The organism is Corynebacterium sp. MC3, assembly GCF_900099485.1.
Classification (GTDB): Bacteria; Actinomycetota; Actinomycetes; order Mycobacteriales; family Mycobacteriaceae; genus Corynebacterium; species Corynebacterium pseudogenitalium.
Map to the genome: position 1 here is coordinate 197,756 of NZ_LT622812.1, position 15,462 is coordinate 213,217.

Here is a 15,462-nt window from a genome sequence, read left to right on the forward strand (position 1 = left end):
TTTTGTTGCATACTTTGACAGGTTTTGTGAAGCTGCTGGTCAGGGGGTTTTTGGGGGTTGTGGTGTGTGGTTTTGTGGGTTGTGGTGGTGTTTTTGTGGTGGTGGGGGTGTAGTGGACTACTTTCAGGGAGATTTTTGTGATTGAATAAATGTCTGTCAGTTTGTGGATCCGTGTTCAGATGGTCTTCAGGCTGCTTCGAATATCTCCTACGATTTTTAAGGATTGAGCCGTTGCAAAACGCACATCTTAAGAAGCGAATCATGGCCGGCCTGATTACAGGCGTCATGGCCGTTAGCACCGTGCACGTTGCTGCGCCGAACGCAAGCGCAGACATTGCTGTTACAAGCCAGTACGATCAGCTCTCCCAGGAGGAGCTGCAGAAGGTCTTTGAAGGCCAGCAGATCTGGAAAGAGAAGATCCCGAAGGGCCAGAACGCTCTCGGTCTGCTGGCTACCCAGTACGGCCCGGGCTGGTGCATCGACTGGGGCGTCGATAACCCGTGGAACAACCCGAAGGGTTACTCCTTCCGTAAGCTGACCGGCCAGTCCGGCCGCTACGGCGTTGGCAACCGTATCAACCCGGATGTTGAGAAGGGCGCCATCAACCTGATGAAGGCCGTTCTCGAGGACCAGGAGAAGGGCAACATCGAGGGCGTTAAGCGCAAGATGATGTACATGCAGGCGTTGGTGTCCAACAACCTTGCATACCTCAACGAGGTTCGTCCAAACTTGATGGGTGATGCGATGTTCACCCAGCTGACTGGTTTCGAGATTCGCTACAAGCGCGTTGATCGGGCAAACCCGGGGCCGAACTACTACCTCGTCGTCAACGAGCAGGCGATGCAGAAGATTCGTAGCTCCGTCAAGAAGAGCGAGTACATCGTTGTTCTGATGCCGAACAACTACAACCTGAACTTCAGCTGGAGGCGTGAGTACACTTCCCAGCGTCTGATCACGCCGTACCAGCCAGGTCTGGAGAAGCCGAAGCCGCCACAGCCGCAGGAGCCTCACTACACGAACACGACAGTGACGCTGCCGAAGAGCACGGTGACTACCGTCGTGACGGTCCCAGAGGCGACCGAGACCCGCTGGGAGCAAATCCCGCCGACCACGAAGGTAACGACCGTAACCAAGCCGGCGGAGACGAAGACCACCACTATTACTCACGAGCCGTCGACAGTGACGACGACCAAGCGTGAAAGCGGCAAGGACGTCACGGTCACGGAAACGATCACGCCGGAGCCATCGATTGTTGAGACGGTTGTCCCAGGCTCGACGGTCACCAACACGACGACCGTTACTGAGCGCCCAGTCGTGACCACGGTCAAGGAGCACGTCACCCCGACGACGGAGACTCACTACACGACCGTTCCAACGACGGTTGAGGTCACCCCGGACGACGTGACCGAGACGACAACTGAGCAGTCTACGGTTACGACGACTTCCACGAACGTCAACGTTCAGGAGATCATCAAGGAGTACTACACCCGGATCGAGAAGGAAGTCTACGAGATCCACAACACGATCGACATCCGTCACAAGGACGAAAAGAAGATCCTTGACATGGGCGATCTGAAGAAGCAGGGCTACTCCTGGCGCATCACGAAGGGCGAGGACCTTGTGATCGTGGATCGCGATAAGGACAACAACCTGATCATCAAGCCGAAGGATGACTTCAAGGGATCCGGTGTTGTTGAGATCGTCGTTACCGATGAGAACGGCAACGAGTACATCTACGAGCTGCAGATCAATGATCGCACTGGTGAGGTCGAGCACCTCAACAAGATCGTGAACAACTACTTCTACAACATCAACCAGGGTGGCTCTGATCGCACCAAGATCATCACGCTGGACAAGGGTGACAAGGTAGAGGTTCTCGAGGGTGGCGACATCGCGACCGTGAAGGACGATGGTGCTGGCAAGCTCATCATCACTCCGAAGGACAAGGATGTTCACGGTGAGGTGATCGTCAAGATCACGTCGAAGAATGGTGAAGAGAAGCAGAACATCATCACCATTGAGAACATCAACTCCACCTACAAGGTGACCCGCGAGATCCTCAACACCTCCGTGGGCTTCGTTGAGCGTCGTGGTGGTACCAAGTTCGAGATCACCTCCGACGAGAACAAGGTCATCAAGGAGATCGTCGAGGACGGCGACAACTGGAAGATCGTTCCGAATGAGGGCGCTGAAGGCGAAGCAAAGGTCACCTTCACCGACAAGGACGGCCGCACCTACGAATTCACGTTCATCGTCAAGAAGGACGTGAATGCTGGCCCGGACATCCGTGACGTTCTCATCAACCACGATGGCAAGGTCGAGATCGAGCGCCGCGACAACTACACCATCAAGATTGTCAGCGGTGAAGACTACGCGAAGATCATTGAAGAGAATGGCAAGTGGGTCGTGAAGCCGACCGACGCAGCTGCCAATAACCTTCAGGGCAGCCAGGTCGTCGTTCAGGTGAACGACGACAATGGTGAGCTGAGCAACATCTGGAACATTCAGATTAACCCTGCTCTCAACCAAGACACCTTCGAGAAGCGCGTGATGCAGCGTGAGGCGGTTGATCGTTCCTACATGACGATTAACGCTGGCAACGCCACGAACAACAACCTCACCATCACTGAGGGTGAGGACTTGGTCGTCAAGGATGAGAAGAATACGAAGACCAACGACAACGGTGACACCACCGATTTGCGCTTCCGCTTCAAGCCGGGCACGAAGGGCCAGGTCAAGATCCAGGAGACGATGCGTTGGCTCGACGTAGAGGATATTCCTGAGGGTTCCACCGTCGCTGACGAGAGCCTGCTCGACCCGAACAATGATAACCCGAAGAAGCCGAAGATCATTGTTGATAAGGCTCCGAAGAACAAGGACGGCAAGCGGTACGTTGACCTTGTCATCACCGAGTGGGTTGTTGATGTCGAGCCGGGTCACGTCCAGGAGCTGAACCACGAGTTCACCACTGACAACGACCTGACGATTCAGGGCACCGACCTCAAGCTCATCAAGGGCGAGGAGCTCCTGAAGTCGAAGCCTGAAGAAGGTTCCATCATGAAGCTGGAGCCGAAGCGTGAGGCAGAAGGCACCGTTGTCGTCGAGAACCGCACGAACGACGGCTACGTCTTCGAGCGCTACACCATCAACTTCAAGCCTGGTCGTGACTTGAACAAGGTCATCAAGCGCGTGATCACGACGGATAGCACCGCGAAGTTGGCCCGCTACGAGAACGATAAGGTCTTCAAGGTCCTCGAGGGTACCCTTGCAGATGGTAAGGACATCACCAGCGAGTTCAAGAAGTACTTCAAGTACTCCGAGGAGACGAACGAGTTCCAGCTCGTGCCGCTCGAGGCAGCAATCGGCAAGGTCTTCACCTTCCAGATCGCTGACGATCGTGGCGTGTACGCGAACTACGAGTTCACCGTCGGCGCTGGCGAGAACAAGAGCAACCGAACCTTCGAGATCCCAGAATCGTCCGAGTTCCGCGTGCTGCAGGTCAACCCGAACACCATGGTGTGGGTCAGTGGTTCCGAGAACTTCACGACTAACGTCCAGGACAGCGGTTCTGTCGACGGCAAGAGCAACAAGATCTCTGAGTGGGTTGCAAAGCCTGTGAAGGATTCGGCTGGCAAGTCCGGCATCGTGCAGGAAGTCGACCCAGAGGGCAACGTTGTTAACCGTTACACGCTGAACATCACGGCACCGAAGGTCCGCAAGTTCGATGAGGTTCAGAAGGGCGCTCTTGTTGGTGAGACCCTGACCATCGAGAAGAAGGACAAGGACAACACCTTGGCCATCGTCAAGGGCCGCGATCTTCTCACCGACATCAGCGCTGATAACTCCGTCTTCACTCCGACGGACAAGGCTGCAAACCAGTCTGTGGTTGTTGAGGAGTACAACGCCAACGGTGACCTGGTGACTCGGTACACCATCTCCGTGCTGCCAAAGGGCTGGTCCACCTCCGAGGGTGCAAACATTGCCGACCCGAACAAGCTCTTCATCATTAAGAAGAACGAGAAGACCGGCGTCATCACCATCGAGCTCAACCCTGACTCTGGTGTGAAGCTTGACCTGAGCAAGGTCGACTTCGACATTGTCGGCGGTAAGGCGACGAAGGAGTTCAAGGACGGCAAGTGGATCATCACTCCGGAGAAGAATGGCAACCTCACCATCGTGCCGATCTTCCCGAACTCTGCTCAGGGTGCTCCAGTCGATGTTGAGGTAAATATCACCGTTACGAAGGAAACCAAGGGTTCCTCGAACGCGAACTTCAAGGACCCGAAGTGCATCGCTGGTCTGGTCGGCATGGCGTCGCCACTGCTGCTGTTGATCCCGCTGGGCATCCTCTCCCAGGTCCACGTTCCGGGCCTCGAGAGCCTGCGCGCAGAGGTCAACGCAGCCATCAAGCGCGCTAACGATGACATCCAGCGTGGCCTGGGTATCTACGACCGCGACCGCGCAGAGCGCGCAGCCGGCCTGCAGGGTGCGTTCCAGGTAGCGAACCCACAGATGATCGGCCTCGCAGGTGGCGCCCTCGGTGCCATCACCGCCGGCCTGATCATCATGGACGTTGTCCTGCGTAGCTGTGGTGTGGACGAAGCAACGTCCTCCTACCAGCTGGGCAAGGCAACCGGCAACCAGACCCTGATTGACGGTTCCTCCAAGAAGGATGATCAGGGCACCGAGGAAGCAAAGCCTGCCGAGGACAAGCCAGCGGAGAACAACTAACGTTGACTCCGTCTCAGGCTGAGGTCAGGGCATAACAAAACCCGGCCCGCACACCACACGGTGCGCGGGCCGGGTTTTCTCTTGCAGTAAAGGGAATCGGCTACTTCCGCTTCTTCGGCAACGCCATCAGCGCCGCACCCATCGAAACCAGCCACGAATCCTTCGCCAGGGAAAGGCCATCGTGGGAAGGACGGATGCCGTCGTCCTCGGTCATGGCGTCGTTGTTGAAGTACATCGTCAACATGCCAGCGCCAAACGAGCCAAGGGCCGCACCGGCGAGACGGTTGCTCACAAAGGGGGCGAGCAGCGCGCCGGCCACCGCTGCCTCAGAGACAGCGAGACCCTTGCCGAACTGCTCCGGATCCAACTTGCCAAGCGCAGGGATGCCCGTGGCAGCCATGCCTTGGAGGCCCTCGGCGGCCTCGCGGTTGAGGCCGAACTTGCCCAGGGCAGAGTTCAAAATGAAAAGCCCCGTCGGGACGCGCAGGGCAACGGATGCAAGCTTTGCGGATGTAGACATAGTGTGCTCCTTCGTTATTGGTAGATCGCAATGCGTGTTGACGCATCAACAATGTTGCGAGTCTACCAGTCGTAGAAGTCACCTGCAGAAGGGGGAGCGCACCAAATTCGTGATTTTCCGAAGGTCGCACACGTGTTTTCCCAGGTCACTAAACGCGCCGCTCTGTGTCAAGTGGTTGTGGGCCAGATTCATGGTTAACAATGCATCATCAATGCACGCGGCGTCGGCGCCGTCTTACTCGTTGTGCGGATAATCGTGACTTTCTCAGGCAACCCAATCGGTGTTTTCGGTATCGCGGTAATTAGCCCATCGGCAAGTGCTTGCTCGACGGCACTTCGCCGGTTGGCCTCCATCTGTTGCCACGTGCCGTCTAGCACGCTTTGCGGTGTGTAGCCATTAATCCCTCTGTGGGGCCGTTGGTTATACAAGTGTGTAAACTCATCAACCCAGCTCGCCGCGTGCTTGATGCTGGCAAAAGCCCTCGGGTAGTAGGCCATACCTTTCATGGTGTGAAACAACGACTCCATATGCGGATTATCGTTACTGATCGACGGCCTGCTGAAGGAGCGTTTGACCTGGTGGGCATCAAAAAGTTCGCCAAGGCTGCGACTGGTCATCGCTGCCCCGTTATCGGAGTGCACCGTGTCGACATCAGGGTGTGCGGCAAAGATTTCTTCAAACATATGTCGTGCCACGCGGGAATCTTCGTGGTGGGCAACGACTGCGCCAACAACAGCACGGGAATACAGATCGATTGCGGTATGGCAGGCGTAGTACTGGTTGGTGTACTTGCCTGGAAGGTAGGTGATATCCCAGCACAGCACTTGACCTGGCCGGTGTGCTTCAACATGTGGGGGCTGGTTGTTGCCGCGTGCACGCCGTGGGCGTGTTCTGCGTGTGCCGTGGCGTTGTGATAAGAGTTTGCCGTGTGCTTTGGCGACCCGGTAGAAGCTACGCAAGCTGGCGATATAGCACCCATTGTTCAATGCGTGGTAGAAGACATCATCCACACTCGAATACGGATTGGCATCCAACAAGGCCAAAATGTCGTTGACTTGCGCATCGGTTAAGCGTTTGATGTTGCGTTTGTGATGCGGGATCGGATCTTGCTTCTTCGGGCGGGGATTGTCCTGGTAATACCGTCTAGAGCGCGCCACGCCTAACACATTGCAGGCTTTCCTCATTGAGTGCCCGATACCAACGAGTGCTTCGATTAGCTCGTTTTCTTGTTGTAGGCCTGCCTCATAGCGTTGTGTTTGTTCGCCTGTGAGGATTTTCCCGCCGCGTTTGAGTCCCCGCCATGCTTCTTTGGCAGAGACGCTATAGCTTTTCCCAGTACATCACTGGTGTCCTTCCACAGCTTGTTTTCTTTGCGCAGCTTGGCGTTTTCTCGTTGTAGTGCGTTGTATTCCTTGCGGGTAATGGTGACCATGTCGTTGTTGGTGGTCTTGGGGGTGTTCAAGGGTTCTGCCTTTCTTGTGTGCGTGTAGTGGGCAATCGTGCCGTTTGCGACTTTCTCGATCCAGCCATGCATCGCTGACTGCAAGATACCGTGTTTATCCAGCAAGGCTTGTTTTGTCCCATGCGGGGCAGCCACATACTGGTGGACAAGTGAGATGATTGCTTCAGCGTCTAACACCACCGGTACAGGGGTAGTTGCCCCGGTATAGACTGCGGCGCGTTGTTGCTGGGTAAACGTGCCAAGATCAAACCGCTTCATCCACCGAATCACTCGTGATGCGTCCATGTCGTGACGGGCCAGCCAAACCTGCTTCGTCCCGTACGGTAGTTGGTGATAGATCCTGACCATCTGCTGTTTCTGAGTATCGCTATAGGTGACAATCCCGCGATCTTCAGTGTTGGGGATAAACACGACTGCCACAGCATCCGGCATGACCAACTCACTATCGGAAAGCGTGGCACCGGGTGCAAGGGTGACAGTCGGCAACGCCAGCACATCGCGTGCAGATGGCAGGCTTGCACGCCGACGTTTACGAGTTCTGCCGGGGTCGGGGTCGGTGTTGTAATCTGCCCAATCCTTCTCCGGTGGCTTGGGGATCAGCGGGGGAATATCGTGCGGGGACATGGGTGCGGACCTCCTTCAGGTTCTGGCCCACAACCAGCCTGCCACCTAGGGCCAGTGAGGGAATTTGGTGCGCAGGCCAAGCATCACGACACCACATTCCCGAATCTCGAAAAGGCGACGCGACGTTTCCCCAGGTCGTCAACTCCACGAGGAGGAATTTGGTGCACTCCCCCTCACCTCAGTGCCAAAGCACGCAACTCTCTCTTCACGAGCTGGGTTTTTACCCCTTCCCCCAACAAGAATTGCGTCTTTTGGCACTGGCATCTCCCGATGGGACACCACATTCCCTCCCCGACCCCCATCGACCTGGGCTTTTCCAAACCCGGCTGCCAAAATCCAGGAATTTGGTGCGCGCATCCCCTGCCCAGACACCAAATTCCCGAATCTCCCGAAAAGGCGCCGCAGCGTTTCCCCAGGTTGCCGAACCCGCATATAGGAATGTGGTGCCAGGGACCAGGCCCCAGCGCCCACACACCCCCTACAACGCCAGCTCTGGGTGGATGTCCTTGTCGTTGAGGATGCGGCGCTTCCACATGCCCCACGCGCTGATCAACCACGCGGCCACTGCGAGCAGTGTGAGGACCACGATGGCGCGCAGCAGGCGCGGGTCTTCGGCGTGGTTGCCGAAGAAGGCGACGCGGATCATATCCACGGTAAAGCGCATCGGGTCCCAGTCGTGGACCCACTGGATGAACCCTGGCTGCACTTCGGGCGGGTAGAGGCCGTTGGATGCCACCAGCTGGAGGGACATGAGCGCCATGGTGACCAGTCTGCCGGTGGCGGGGCCGAAGACCATGTTGATGGCGAGGATCAGCGACATGAACACCCAGGAGCCGAACCACAGCACGCCGAACAGGCCGAGTGGGTGCTTCGGCTCGACGCCGATCGCGACGACCTGCACGAGCCACAGCAGCACGGCCTGCACGAAGCCGACGATGAGGGCCGGTAGCAGGGTGTGGGCGACCATGCGGAAGGGGTTGGTGCCGGAGTCGATGACGCGGCGCGAGAACGGCGCGAGGATCATGTAGAGCACCAGCCCGCCGATCCACAGGGAGAGGGACAGGAAGAAGGGGGAGAGGCCCTTGCCGAAGAAGGTGAGTTCGTCGCCGGTGTTGTTGTGCACGACGGGGTTGCCGGCGGCCTCGGTGGCTTTCTCGAGGCGGTCGCCTTCCCACGTCGGGGCTTTGTCGGCGCCTTCGTTGAGTTTGAGGCTGAGTTCGCCGGTGCCGTCGCTGAGGGTGACGAGGCCGTCGTTCAGGTCGTTGAGGCCGACGACGAGCTGGTTGGAGCCACCCGCGAGTTTGGAGGTGCCTTCGGCTGCGGAGTTCGCTCCCACGACGAGGCGGGAGGAGCCGTCCTTCAGCTTGCCGACGCCCACTACGAGCGTGCCGGAGCCGTCCTGCAGCATACGCAGACCCTGCGCCAGTGTCTGCGCACCGGCTGCGGCTTGGTCCATGCCGGAGCGGTACTTGGCGGTGGGGTCGTTGAGCTGGGTGGACAGTTCTTGGGCGCCGTTGCGCAACCTGGTCAGGTCGTTGATCATCTGCGGGTTCATGGCGACGAACTGGTCGCCGTTGAGCTGAGCTTTCAGGCCGCGGGCCTGATTGGCCAGGTCGGCCGCGCCGGGGACTGGGGTGGCGTCGAGTTGGCGGATGGCCTGGTCCAGGGTGGCGTTGATGCTGTTGAAGGTGTTCTGGGCGACGTTGAGCTGGTCCGTGATGGAGGTCAGCTTGCCTACGCCGCCGGCGATGGCGGCTGCTCCGGCGCCCAGCTGGTTGGTGCCGTCTTGGAGGGCGGAGAGGCCGTCGGCAAGCTTGTTGGCGCCTTGGGAGGCTTCGCCGAGCTTCTCGTTGAGGGTGTTAGCGCCCTGCTGGAGTTCGCCGATGCCGGAGTCGAGTTGCTGCGCGCCGTCGGCGAGCTTCTTGATGCCGTTGTCAAGCTCCCCGACGCCGCCGTTGAGCTTGCCGGCGCCGTCCTTCAGCTTGCCGCTACCGTCCTTGGCTTTGTGCGCGCCGTCATCGAGTTTGCCCGCGCCGTCGGCGGCTTTCACCATGCCGTCGTGGATGGTGTTGAAGCCGACGAAGAGCTGGTTGACCACCTCTTTACTCACGCTCTCTGAGATGACGGAGCTCATGATCAGGGTCACCTGGTTGCCCAGCATGGTGGGAATGAACCCGTTGGTCTCATTAAGGGAGATGTTGAGTTTCGCCTGGTGGGGGTTGTCGGAGTTGACGGATTCGGCGGCTTCGGAGAAGTCGCTGGGGATCTCTACGCCGAGGTAATAGGTGCCGTCGGCAACGCCCTTTTGGGCTTCCTCCGCGCTGACCAGGCGGAAGTCCATGGGTTGCTCGTCCATGAGCTCTTCCACGACGGTCAGGCCGTGCTCACCCTCGTCTGAGTTGACCAGGGCGACGGGCATCTTGTGCAGGTTGCCCAGCGGGTCGTAGTAGGACCAGACAAACAGCCCGCCGAAGAGCAGCGGGATGAGCGTGATGGCAATCATGGCCAGCGGCGGCAGTTTGCCGTGACCGAACTTTCGGAAGTTGCTGCCGATGTGCAGCCCTGCGATCATAGCTCCTCCTTGTTCACGCTGTTGACCAGCACTGGTTTGAGTTCTGCGACGTCGCGCAAGTTGTCGATGAATTCTTGGCGTAGCTCAAAGTTACGCAGCTGGTCTGGGTCGTCGACGATAATGAGCGGCGCGTCCGGTCGCGCGATGAGCGCGAGTAGTACACGCAGCCGCATCCGGTCGACGATGCTGAGGTCGCCGATGCCGAGCTTGAGTTTGTCCTCGTCCAGGTCGAATTGGAGGGGTTCCAGCCAGGGTTCGACAAGTTCGTGGCCGAGCAGGTCACGCGGGATGCGCCGGAAGAACGGCAGCTCCCAGGAGATCTGCTCCCGGATGATTTCCTTGGTGGGTACGGAACGCTCGACGGAGTCGATGAGCGGGATGCCCGCCAGGGCAATCTCGGGGAAGCGTTGGCGGGCGGTGGTGGGCTCGTCGAAAAGCTCGATGGTGCCGCTGTGTGGTTCGTAGCGGCCGGCGAGCGCCATACTCAGTGTGGACGCGCCGGACTCGCGCGGCGAGGTGACCAGCGTGAACCCTTCGCCAACCTCGAGGTTGACCGGGTTGTTCCCTGGGCGCACGACGACGTCGACGGCTCGTAGGATGCAGTCCATTGAACACCTACTTTGGTTGATTTTCGTTGCAGAATGGTGCTAAGCGTAGGATTGACTATCAGTTAATGTCAAGCGGAAAGGAAGCACCATGCGAGCCGATGCGAGACAGAAGCGCGAACAGCTGATCCGGGCGGCGGTGGAGAACTTCCGCACCCGCCCGAACTCGGAGGTCACGCTTGGCGAGATCGCGGAGCACGCTGGGGTGGGCATCGCCACGCTGTACAGGCACTTTCCGACGCGCGCCGACCTGCGCCAGGCGTGCGCCCTCGAGTTCATTGACGTGCTCGACGCGAAGCTGGGGGACACGCTGGCCAAGTTTGACAGCGCCCCGGAGGAGCAGTGGCGCGCTTTCATTTGGGCGTGCGCCGACTCGGGTATCGGCATGCTGGTGGCGGCCCTGGCGGACGAGCCGCCGCACGCCCTGGAGCCCACGGTGCGGCAGCGCCGCGACGAGTTCTTCGCGCACGCCCAAGAGCTGCTGGACCTCGCCGCCGCTCACGGCCTGGTGGACCCAGCGCTGACTCCCTCCGAGATCGCCGCCGAGCTCATCGTGGTGACCCGCCCCATGAGTGCGAATCTGCGCAACCTTTTCCCAGACGTGAAGACCCGCCTGGTCAACCACCTGTTGCTGGCGTGGCGGGTGGACGCCAGCTAGCAACTACCTAGCAGCTACTTCGTAGCGCGGCGCTGGTCCTCGTCGAGGGCGTCGAGGGTGCTGAACTGGTCGTCGGCGGAATCGGTGGAATACACCAGCGTGGCCGTGCCTTCAGTCGCGTCTTCCCGCAGCGCGTGCTTCGGCTCGTGGTTGCGCTCCTCGAGTTTTTCGCGCAGGTAGAACTCCCACAGCGCCCAGCCGCCGGCCGCGAGCGCGCAAGCACCGAGGGAGGCGAACAGGACCTTCGAGCCGGTCCCACGCTTGCGCGCTTCCTTCTTCAGCGCGATCTGGCGGGCCTTGCGGTCAGGGGCGGTCGCGGCGTGGAGGGCGCGGCGGGGGGCGGTTAGCGCGGGGGCGGGGCCTGCTTTTTTTTAACCCCCGATGTGTTTAAAAGACAAGAACCTTTGTTTTTTGGTTTCGCTTTTGGTGACAAATCCCCGACCTTCAGTGGTTGGGGTTAAAACCAATGGCCCAGCATCCCGCGATAACAAACCACTAACGGGAAGCGGCTACGCGCGTGGCTGGCGCGGGTGACTTTGCCGGCCTGCTGGCGCGCGGCGTCGTAGATCCCCTCGAGCTGTGGCACGTCGGCGAGGTCGTGGAGGTCGTCGATGTTGTCGTCCTTGATGGCTTCGGTGAGTGCTTCGTAGACGTCACGCTGCTGCTTGCTGTTGAGTTCGCGGAAGTAGTTCCAGGCGCCGCTGATGCCGCGCAGTGCGAGTCGTGCAGTGGTGAGGTTCATGTGTGCTCCTTCGTTGTGTTCTTTCCCAACCACCCTAGCGGGCTGCACCGACATGTGCCCCCACAGTCCGCACAAAGTAGACCAAGCGGTTCAGTTTTGGGAAATATTATTCACATTTCGCAGGTCGCTGACCTGTGGCAATACATCGCGATACGCAAAAGTAGTTGTGCACCCTTGCGGCCAGTCTTAAATTTCATTGCACCCCATCAACAGGAAGCAACAGAAGGCAGGTGAGTCAGGTGCGGCAGGCAACGTTGGAAACGCGGATCTCGGCGTCGGCACCGTTGGACGGCATCGAGGAGGAGCTCGCACCACGCCCGCAGCGGGCACGCACGGCACTCAGCTTCGAGGTGATCCCACCGCGTCACAGCGCCGACTCCGCCAAGCTCGACGCCCTCATCCAAGGGCTCGCCGCCTACCAGCCCGACTACGTGTCGGTCACCAGCTCGCACCGCAGCGACTGGCTGGAAGGCACTGCCCGCCTCATCGAGCGCATCGCGCAGACCACGAGCATGCGCCCCATCGCGCACCTCGCCTGCACCGCCGGCACGCCCGACGAGCTGCGGCAGTGGATCACCCAGCTTATCGACGCCGGCGTCCGCGGATTCCTCGCCCTTCGCGGCGACATCCCGGCCGGACTCGACCGCCTGCCGGACACACACCTGCAGCACGCAACGGACCTGCTCAACCTGATCCAGGACGTTGCCGACGCCCAGGCCTACCGCCTCGCGGCGGGCAAGCTCGCGCTGTCGGTGGCCTGCTACCCGCGGGGACACGCGGAGAGCACCAGCGACGACCAAGACCTGGACGTGTTGCTGGCGAAGCAGCGCCTCGGTGCCGACTTCGCCATCACGCAGCTGTTCTTCGACGCGCAGGACTATCTCAGCTTCGCGGAGCGTGCCCGGCTCGCCGGGGTGCGCATCCCGCTGATCCCCGGCATCATGCCGATGACCAGCGTGAACCGGGTGCGCAGGATGGGTGAGTTGTCCGGTGTGGCACCCCCGGTGGACGTCATCAAGCAGCTTGAAGCGGCGCGGACACCGGAGGAAGAGCACCAGATTGGCATGCGACTCACCGTTGCATTAGCGCGCACGATTCTGCAGGCCGGCGCCGGTGGCCTGCATGTTTACACACATAACGACTTAGCAGTAACACGTGAACTATTGAAAGGACTCAACCTGTGAGCACCGTAGCATTCCCCACCACGACCATCGAGGGCTACCCGAGGATCGGCGCGCAACGCGAACTGAAGCGCGCCCTGGAGTCCTACTGGTCCGGGCAGATCGACGCGGACACGTTCCGCTCCACGACGCGCGCCCTGCGCATCGATACGTACAACCACCTGCGTGACCTCGGTCTCTCCGAGCCCTACGCCATCCCGGCGGACGTCGCCCTCTACGACCACGTCCTGGAGACCGCGCTGACCGTCGGCCTCGTCGCCGGCGGCACCGACCTGGATGAGGAGTTCGCGCTCGCCCGCGGCACCGCCACCCGCGTGCCGCTGGAGATGACGAAGTGGTTCGACACCAACTACCACTACCTCGTGCCCGAGGTTGCCGCCGGTCAGGAGATTACGCCGGTGCCGGAGCGCATCGTGCGCATCGTGGAGGAGGCCCGCGAGGCCGGCCACCAGGTGCGCCCGTACCTCGTCGGCCCAGTCACGCTGCTCGCGCTGTCGAAGCCGGTGGAATGGTCCCTGCTCCCGGCCCTCGTCGACGCGTACGCCCAGGTCTTCACCGCGCTGCGCCAGGCCGGTGTGGAGTGGGTCCAGGTCGCCGAGCCGATTGTCGTCGCTGACGTTGACACCCCGGACACCGATATCGCGCGCTACCTGGGTGAGGCATGGTCGACACTCCTCGGCGCCGACGCTCGCCCGAACGTCTACCTGACCACCCCATACGGCGCCGCCGACGCCGCCCTGCCCGTCCTCGGCGAACTCAAGCCCGAAGCCCTCCACGTCGACCTGTCCCCGTGGACCCTGCAGGCCACCCCTGACTACGTCGAGCAGGTCCGCACCCACGTCGCGCCCGAGACACACCTCGTCGCCGGACTTATCGACGGCCGCAACGTCTGGGCCGCCGACCTCGCCGAACGCACCGAAATCCTCACCACCCTCGGCGCCACATCGGTGACCACGTCCACCTCGCTGCAGCACGTGCCGCACACCCTCAAGGCCGAGCGCAACCTGCCCGTGGACGTCGCCACCTGGCTCGCCTTCGCCGACGAGAAGATCGCCGAAGCCCTCGCCCTGAGCGCCGGCCCGCAGGTGGCTCGAATAGCCTACTAGATGGGTCTAAGAGCCAGGGACTTGGCGGCGGGGTCGTTGGGCTGGGNACTGCGTGCGCCAAGTAGCAAGCAAGAACAGAAGGAGATTCGAGCTGCAAGGGCTGCGTTGGAGCAGTGGAAGCGTGACCAACCCTCTTGATCTTATGTGCTGTAACACATAAGATCAGGGGTATTGAATCAGCAGATGAAAGGTGTGGGAATGGGGACTACAGCATTTGAAGAATTCGTAAAACCGTATCGGGAAGCAGCTTCACCAGCTGCTGAGATCGTGCGAGATGCTGCTGCTCGTGCGTTTGCTTCCGAGATTGCAGACCGAAGGGCAGTGGGTGCTGCCCTGATGGCAGCGAGGAAAGAACGTGACGCAACGCAGCAAGAAATCAAGCAGGTCATCGAACTGCAAGAAGAAATCGGCATCGACGTCCTCGTCCACGGCGAAGCCGAACGCAACGACATGGTCCAGTACTTCGCCGAACTCCTCGACGGCTTCGTCGTCACCGAAAACGGCTGGGTCCAGTCCTACGGCTCCCGCTGCACCCGCCCACCAATCGTTTACGGCGACGTCTCCCGACCAGCCCCAATGACCGTCGAATGGGCCACCTACGCCCAATCCCTCTCCAACAAGCCAGTCAAGGGCATGCTCACCGGCCCTGTCACCATCCTGGCCTGGTCCTTCAAACGCGACGACGTCCCCCTGTCCGTCTCCGCCGACCAAATCGGCGCCGCCCTCGCCGACGAAGTCCGCGACCTCGAGGAAGCCGGCATCAGCATCATCCAAATCGACGAGCCCGCCCTGCGCGAACTCCTCCCACTCCGAGCAAAGGATCGCCCGTCCTACCTCGACTGGGCCGTCCGCTCCTTCCGACTCGTCTCCTTGAACGCCACACCGACCACCCAGATCCACACCCACCTCTGCTACTCAGAGTTCGGCCAGATCATCGACGCAGTCGCCGGCCTCGACGCCGACGTCACCTCCATCGAAGCCGCCCGCTCTCGCATGGAACTGCTTGCCGACATCGACGACTCCTTCCACTCCGAAATCGGCCCCGGCGTCTGGGACATCCACTCACCACGCGTCCCTTCCGTCGAGGAAATCGTCGAACTGCTCCAAGCAGCACTGCGTCACGTCCCAGCCGAACACCTCTGGGTCAACCCCGACTGCGGCCTGAAGACGCGCAAGTATGAGGAAGTGGTGCCGTCGCTACGCAACCTGGTTGCCGCACGCGACGCGGTGCTCGCCCAGCGCTAACACCGGACGAGGGGCG

At 60.4% G+C, this 15,462-nt stretch carries 9 protein-coding genes and 1 pseudogene; 4 read left to right on the forward strand and 6 right to left on the reverse strand.

Annotated elements, in window-relative coordinates; translation table 11 throughout:
* Positions 1 to 261: 261 nt before the first annotated feature.
* Positions 262 to 4,731, forward strand: coding sequence for a hypothetical protein (locus BQ4436_RS02895; protein ID WP_070975465.1), 4,470 nt, complete (start codon positions 262 to 264; stop codon positions 4,729 to 4,731).
* Between the two features lie 100 nt (positions 4,732 to 4,831).
* On the opposite strand, the gene BQ4436_RS02900 is transcribed toward BQ4436_RS02895, so the two are convergent.
* The 5 genes from BQ4436_RS02900 to BQ4436_RS02925 form a co-directional block, all read right to left on the reverse strand.
* Positions 4,832 to 5,251 carry a hypothetical protein gene (locus BQ4436_RS02900; protein ID WP_070363365.1) on the reverse strand — a complete coding sequence of 140 codons (420 nt, stop codon included), beginning with the start codon at positions 5,249 to 5,251 and terminating at the stop codon, positions 4,832 to 4,834.
* 194 nt (positions 5,252 to 5,445) lie between these two features.
* The gene (locus BQ4436_RS11535; protein ID WP_083329404.1) at positions 5,446 to 6,435 is read right to left on the reverse strand and encodes a DDE-type integrase/transposase/recombinase; all 990 of its coding nucleotides are present in this window, start codon (positions 6,433 to 6,435) and stop codon (positions 5,446 to 5,448) included.
* 29 nt (positions 6,436 to 6,464) lie between these two features.
* Entirely contained in the window at positions 6,465 to 7,337 is an 873-nt protein-coding gene (locus tag BQ4436_RS12430) for a hypothetical protein (RefSeq protein WP_255366072.1), read from the reverse strand.
* A gap of 478 nt (positions 7,338 to 7,815) precedes the next feature.
* Positions 7,816 to 9,909 carry a YhgE/Pip domain-containing protein gene (locus BQ4436_RS02920; RefSeq protein ID WP_070975466.1) on the reverse strand — a complete coding sequence of 698 codons (2,094 nt, stop codon included), beginning with the start codon at positions 9,907 to 9,909 and terminating at the stop codon, positions 7,816 to 7,818.
* Positions 9,906 to 10,517 (reverse strand): P-loop NTPase family protein, encoded by a 612-nt coding sequence (locus tag BQ4436_RS02925; RefSeq protein ID WP_070975467.1) that lies wholly within the window; start codon positions 10,515 to 10,517, stop codon positions 9,906 to 9,908. The genes BQ4436_RS02920 and BQ4436_RS02925 overlap by 4 nt, the downstream gene beginning before the upstream one ends.
* Before the next feature lie 88 nt (positions 10,518 to 10,605).
* On the opposite strand from BQ4436_RS02925, the gene BQ4436_RS02930 reads away from it, so the two are divergent.
* A complete protein-coding gene (locus BQ4436_RS02930) occupies positions 10,606 to 11,172 on the forward strand; it encodes a TetR/AcrR family transcriptional regulator (RefSeq protein ID WP_070975468.1) in 567 nt (188 codons plus the stop codon).
* 457 nt (positions 11,173 to 11,629) lie between these two features.
* Here the strand turns inward: BQ4436_RS02930 and BQ4436_RS02940 are convergent, their stop codons facing one another.
* Entirely contained in the window at positions 11,630 to 11,914 is a 285-nt protein-coding gene (locus tag BQ4436_RS02940) for a hypothetical protein (RefSeq protein ID WP_070975470.1), read from the reverse strand.
* Between the two features lie 239 nt (positions 11,915 to 12,153).
* Here BQ4436_RS02940 and BQ4436_RS02945 point away from each other — a divergent pair, with 239 nt between their 5' ends.
* Both BQ4436_RS02945 and BQ4436_RS12605 read left to right on the forward strand, forming a co-directional pair.
* Positions 12,154 to 13,098 carry a methylenetetrahydrofolate reductase gene (locus tag BQ4436_RS02945; protein WP_369822023.1) on the forward strand — a complete coding sequence of 315 codons (945 nt, stop codon included), beginning with the start codon at positions 12,154 to 12,156 and terminating at the stop codon, positions 13,096 to 13,098.
* Positions 13,095 to 15,446, forward strand: a pseudogene (locus BQ4436_RS12605) (5-methyltetrahydropteroyltriglutamate--homocysteine S-methyltransferase). The gene BQ4436_RS02945 and the pseudogene BQ4436_RS12605 overlap by 4 nt, the downstream one beginning before the upstream one ends.
* The last annotated feature ends 16 nt before the right edge of the window (positions 15,447 to 15,462 follow it).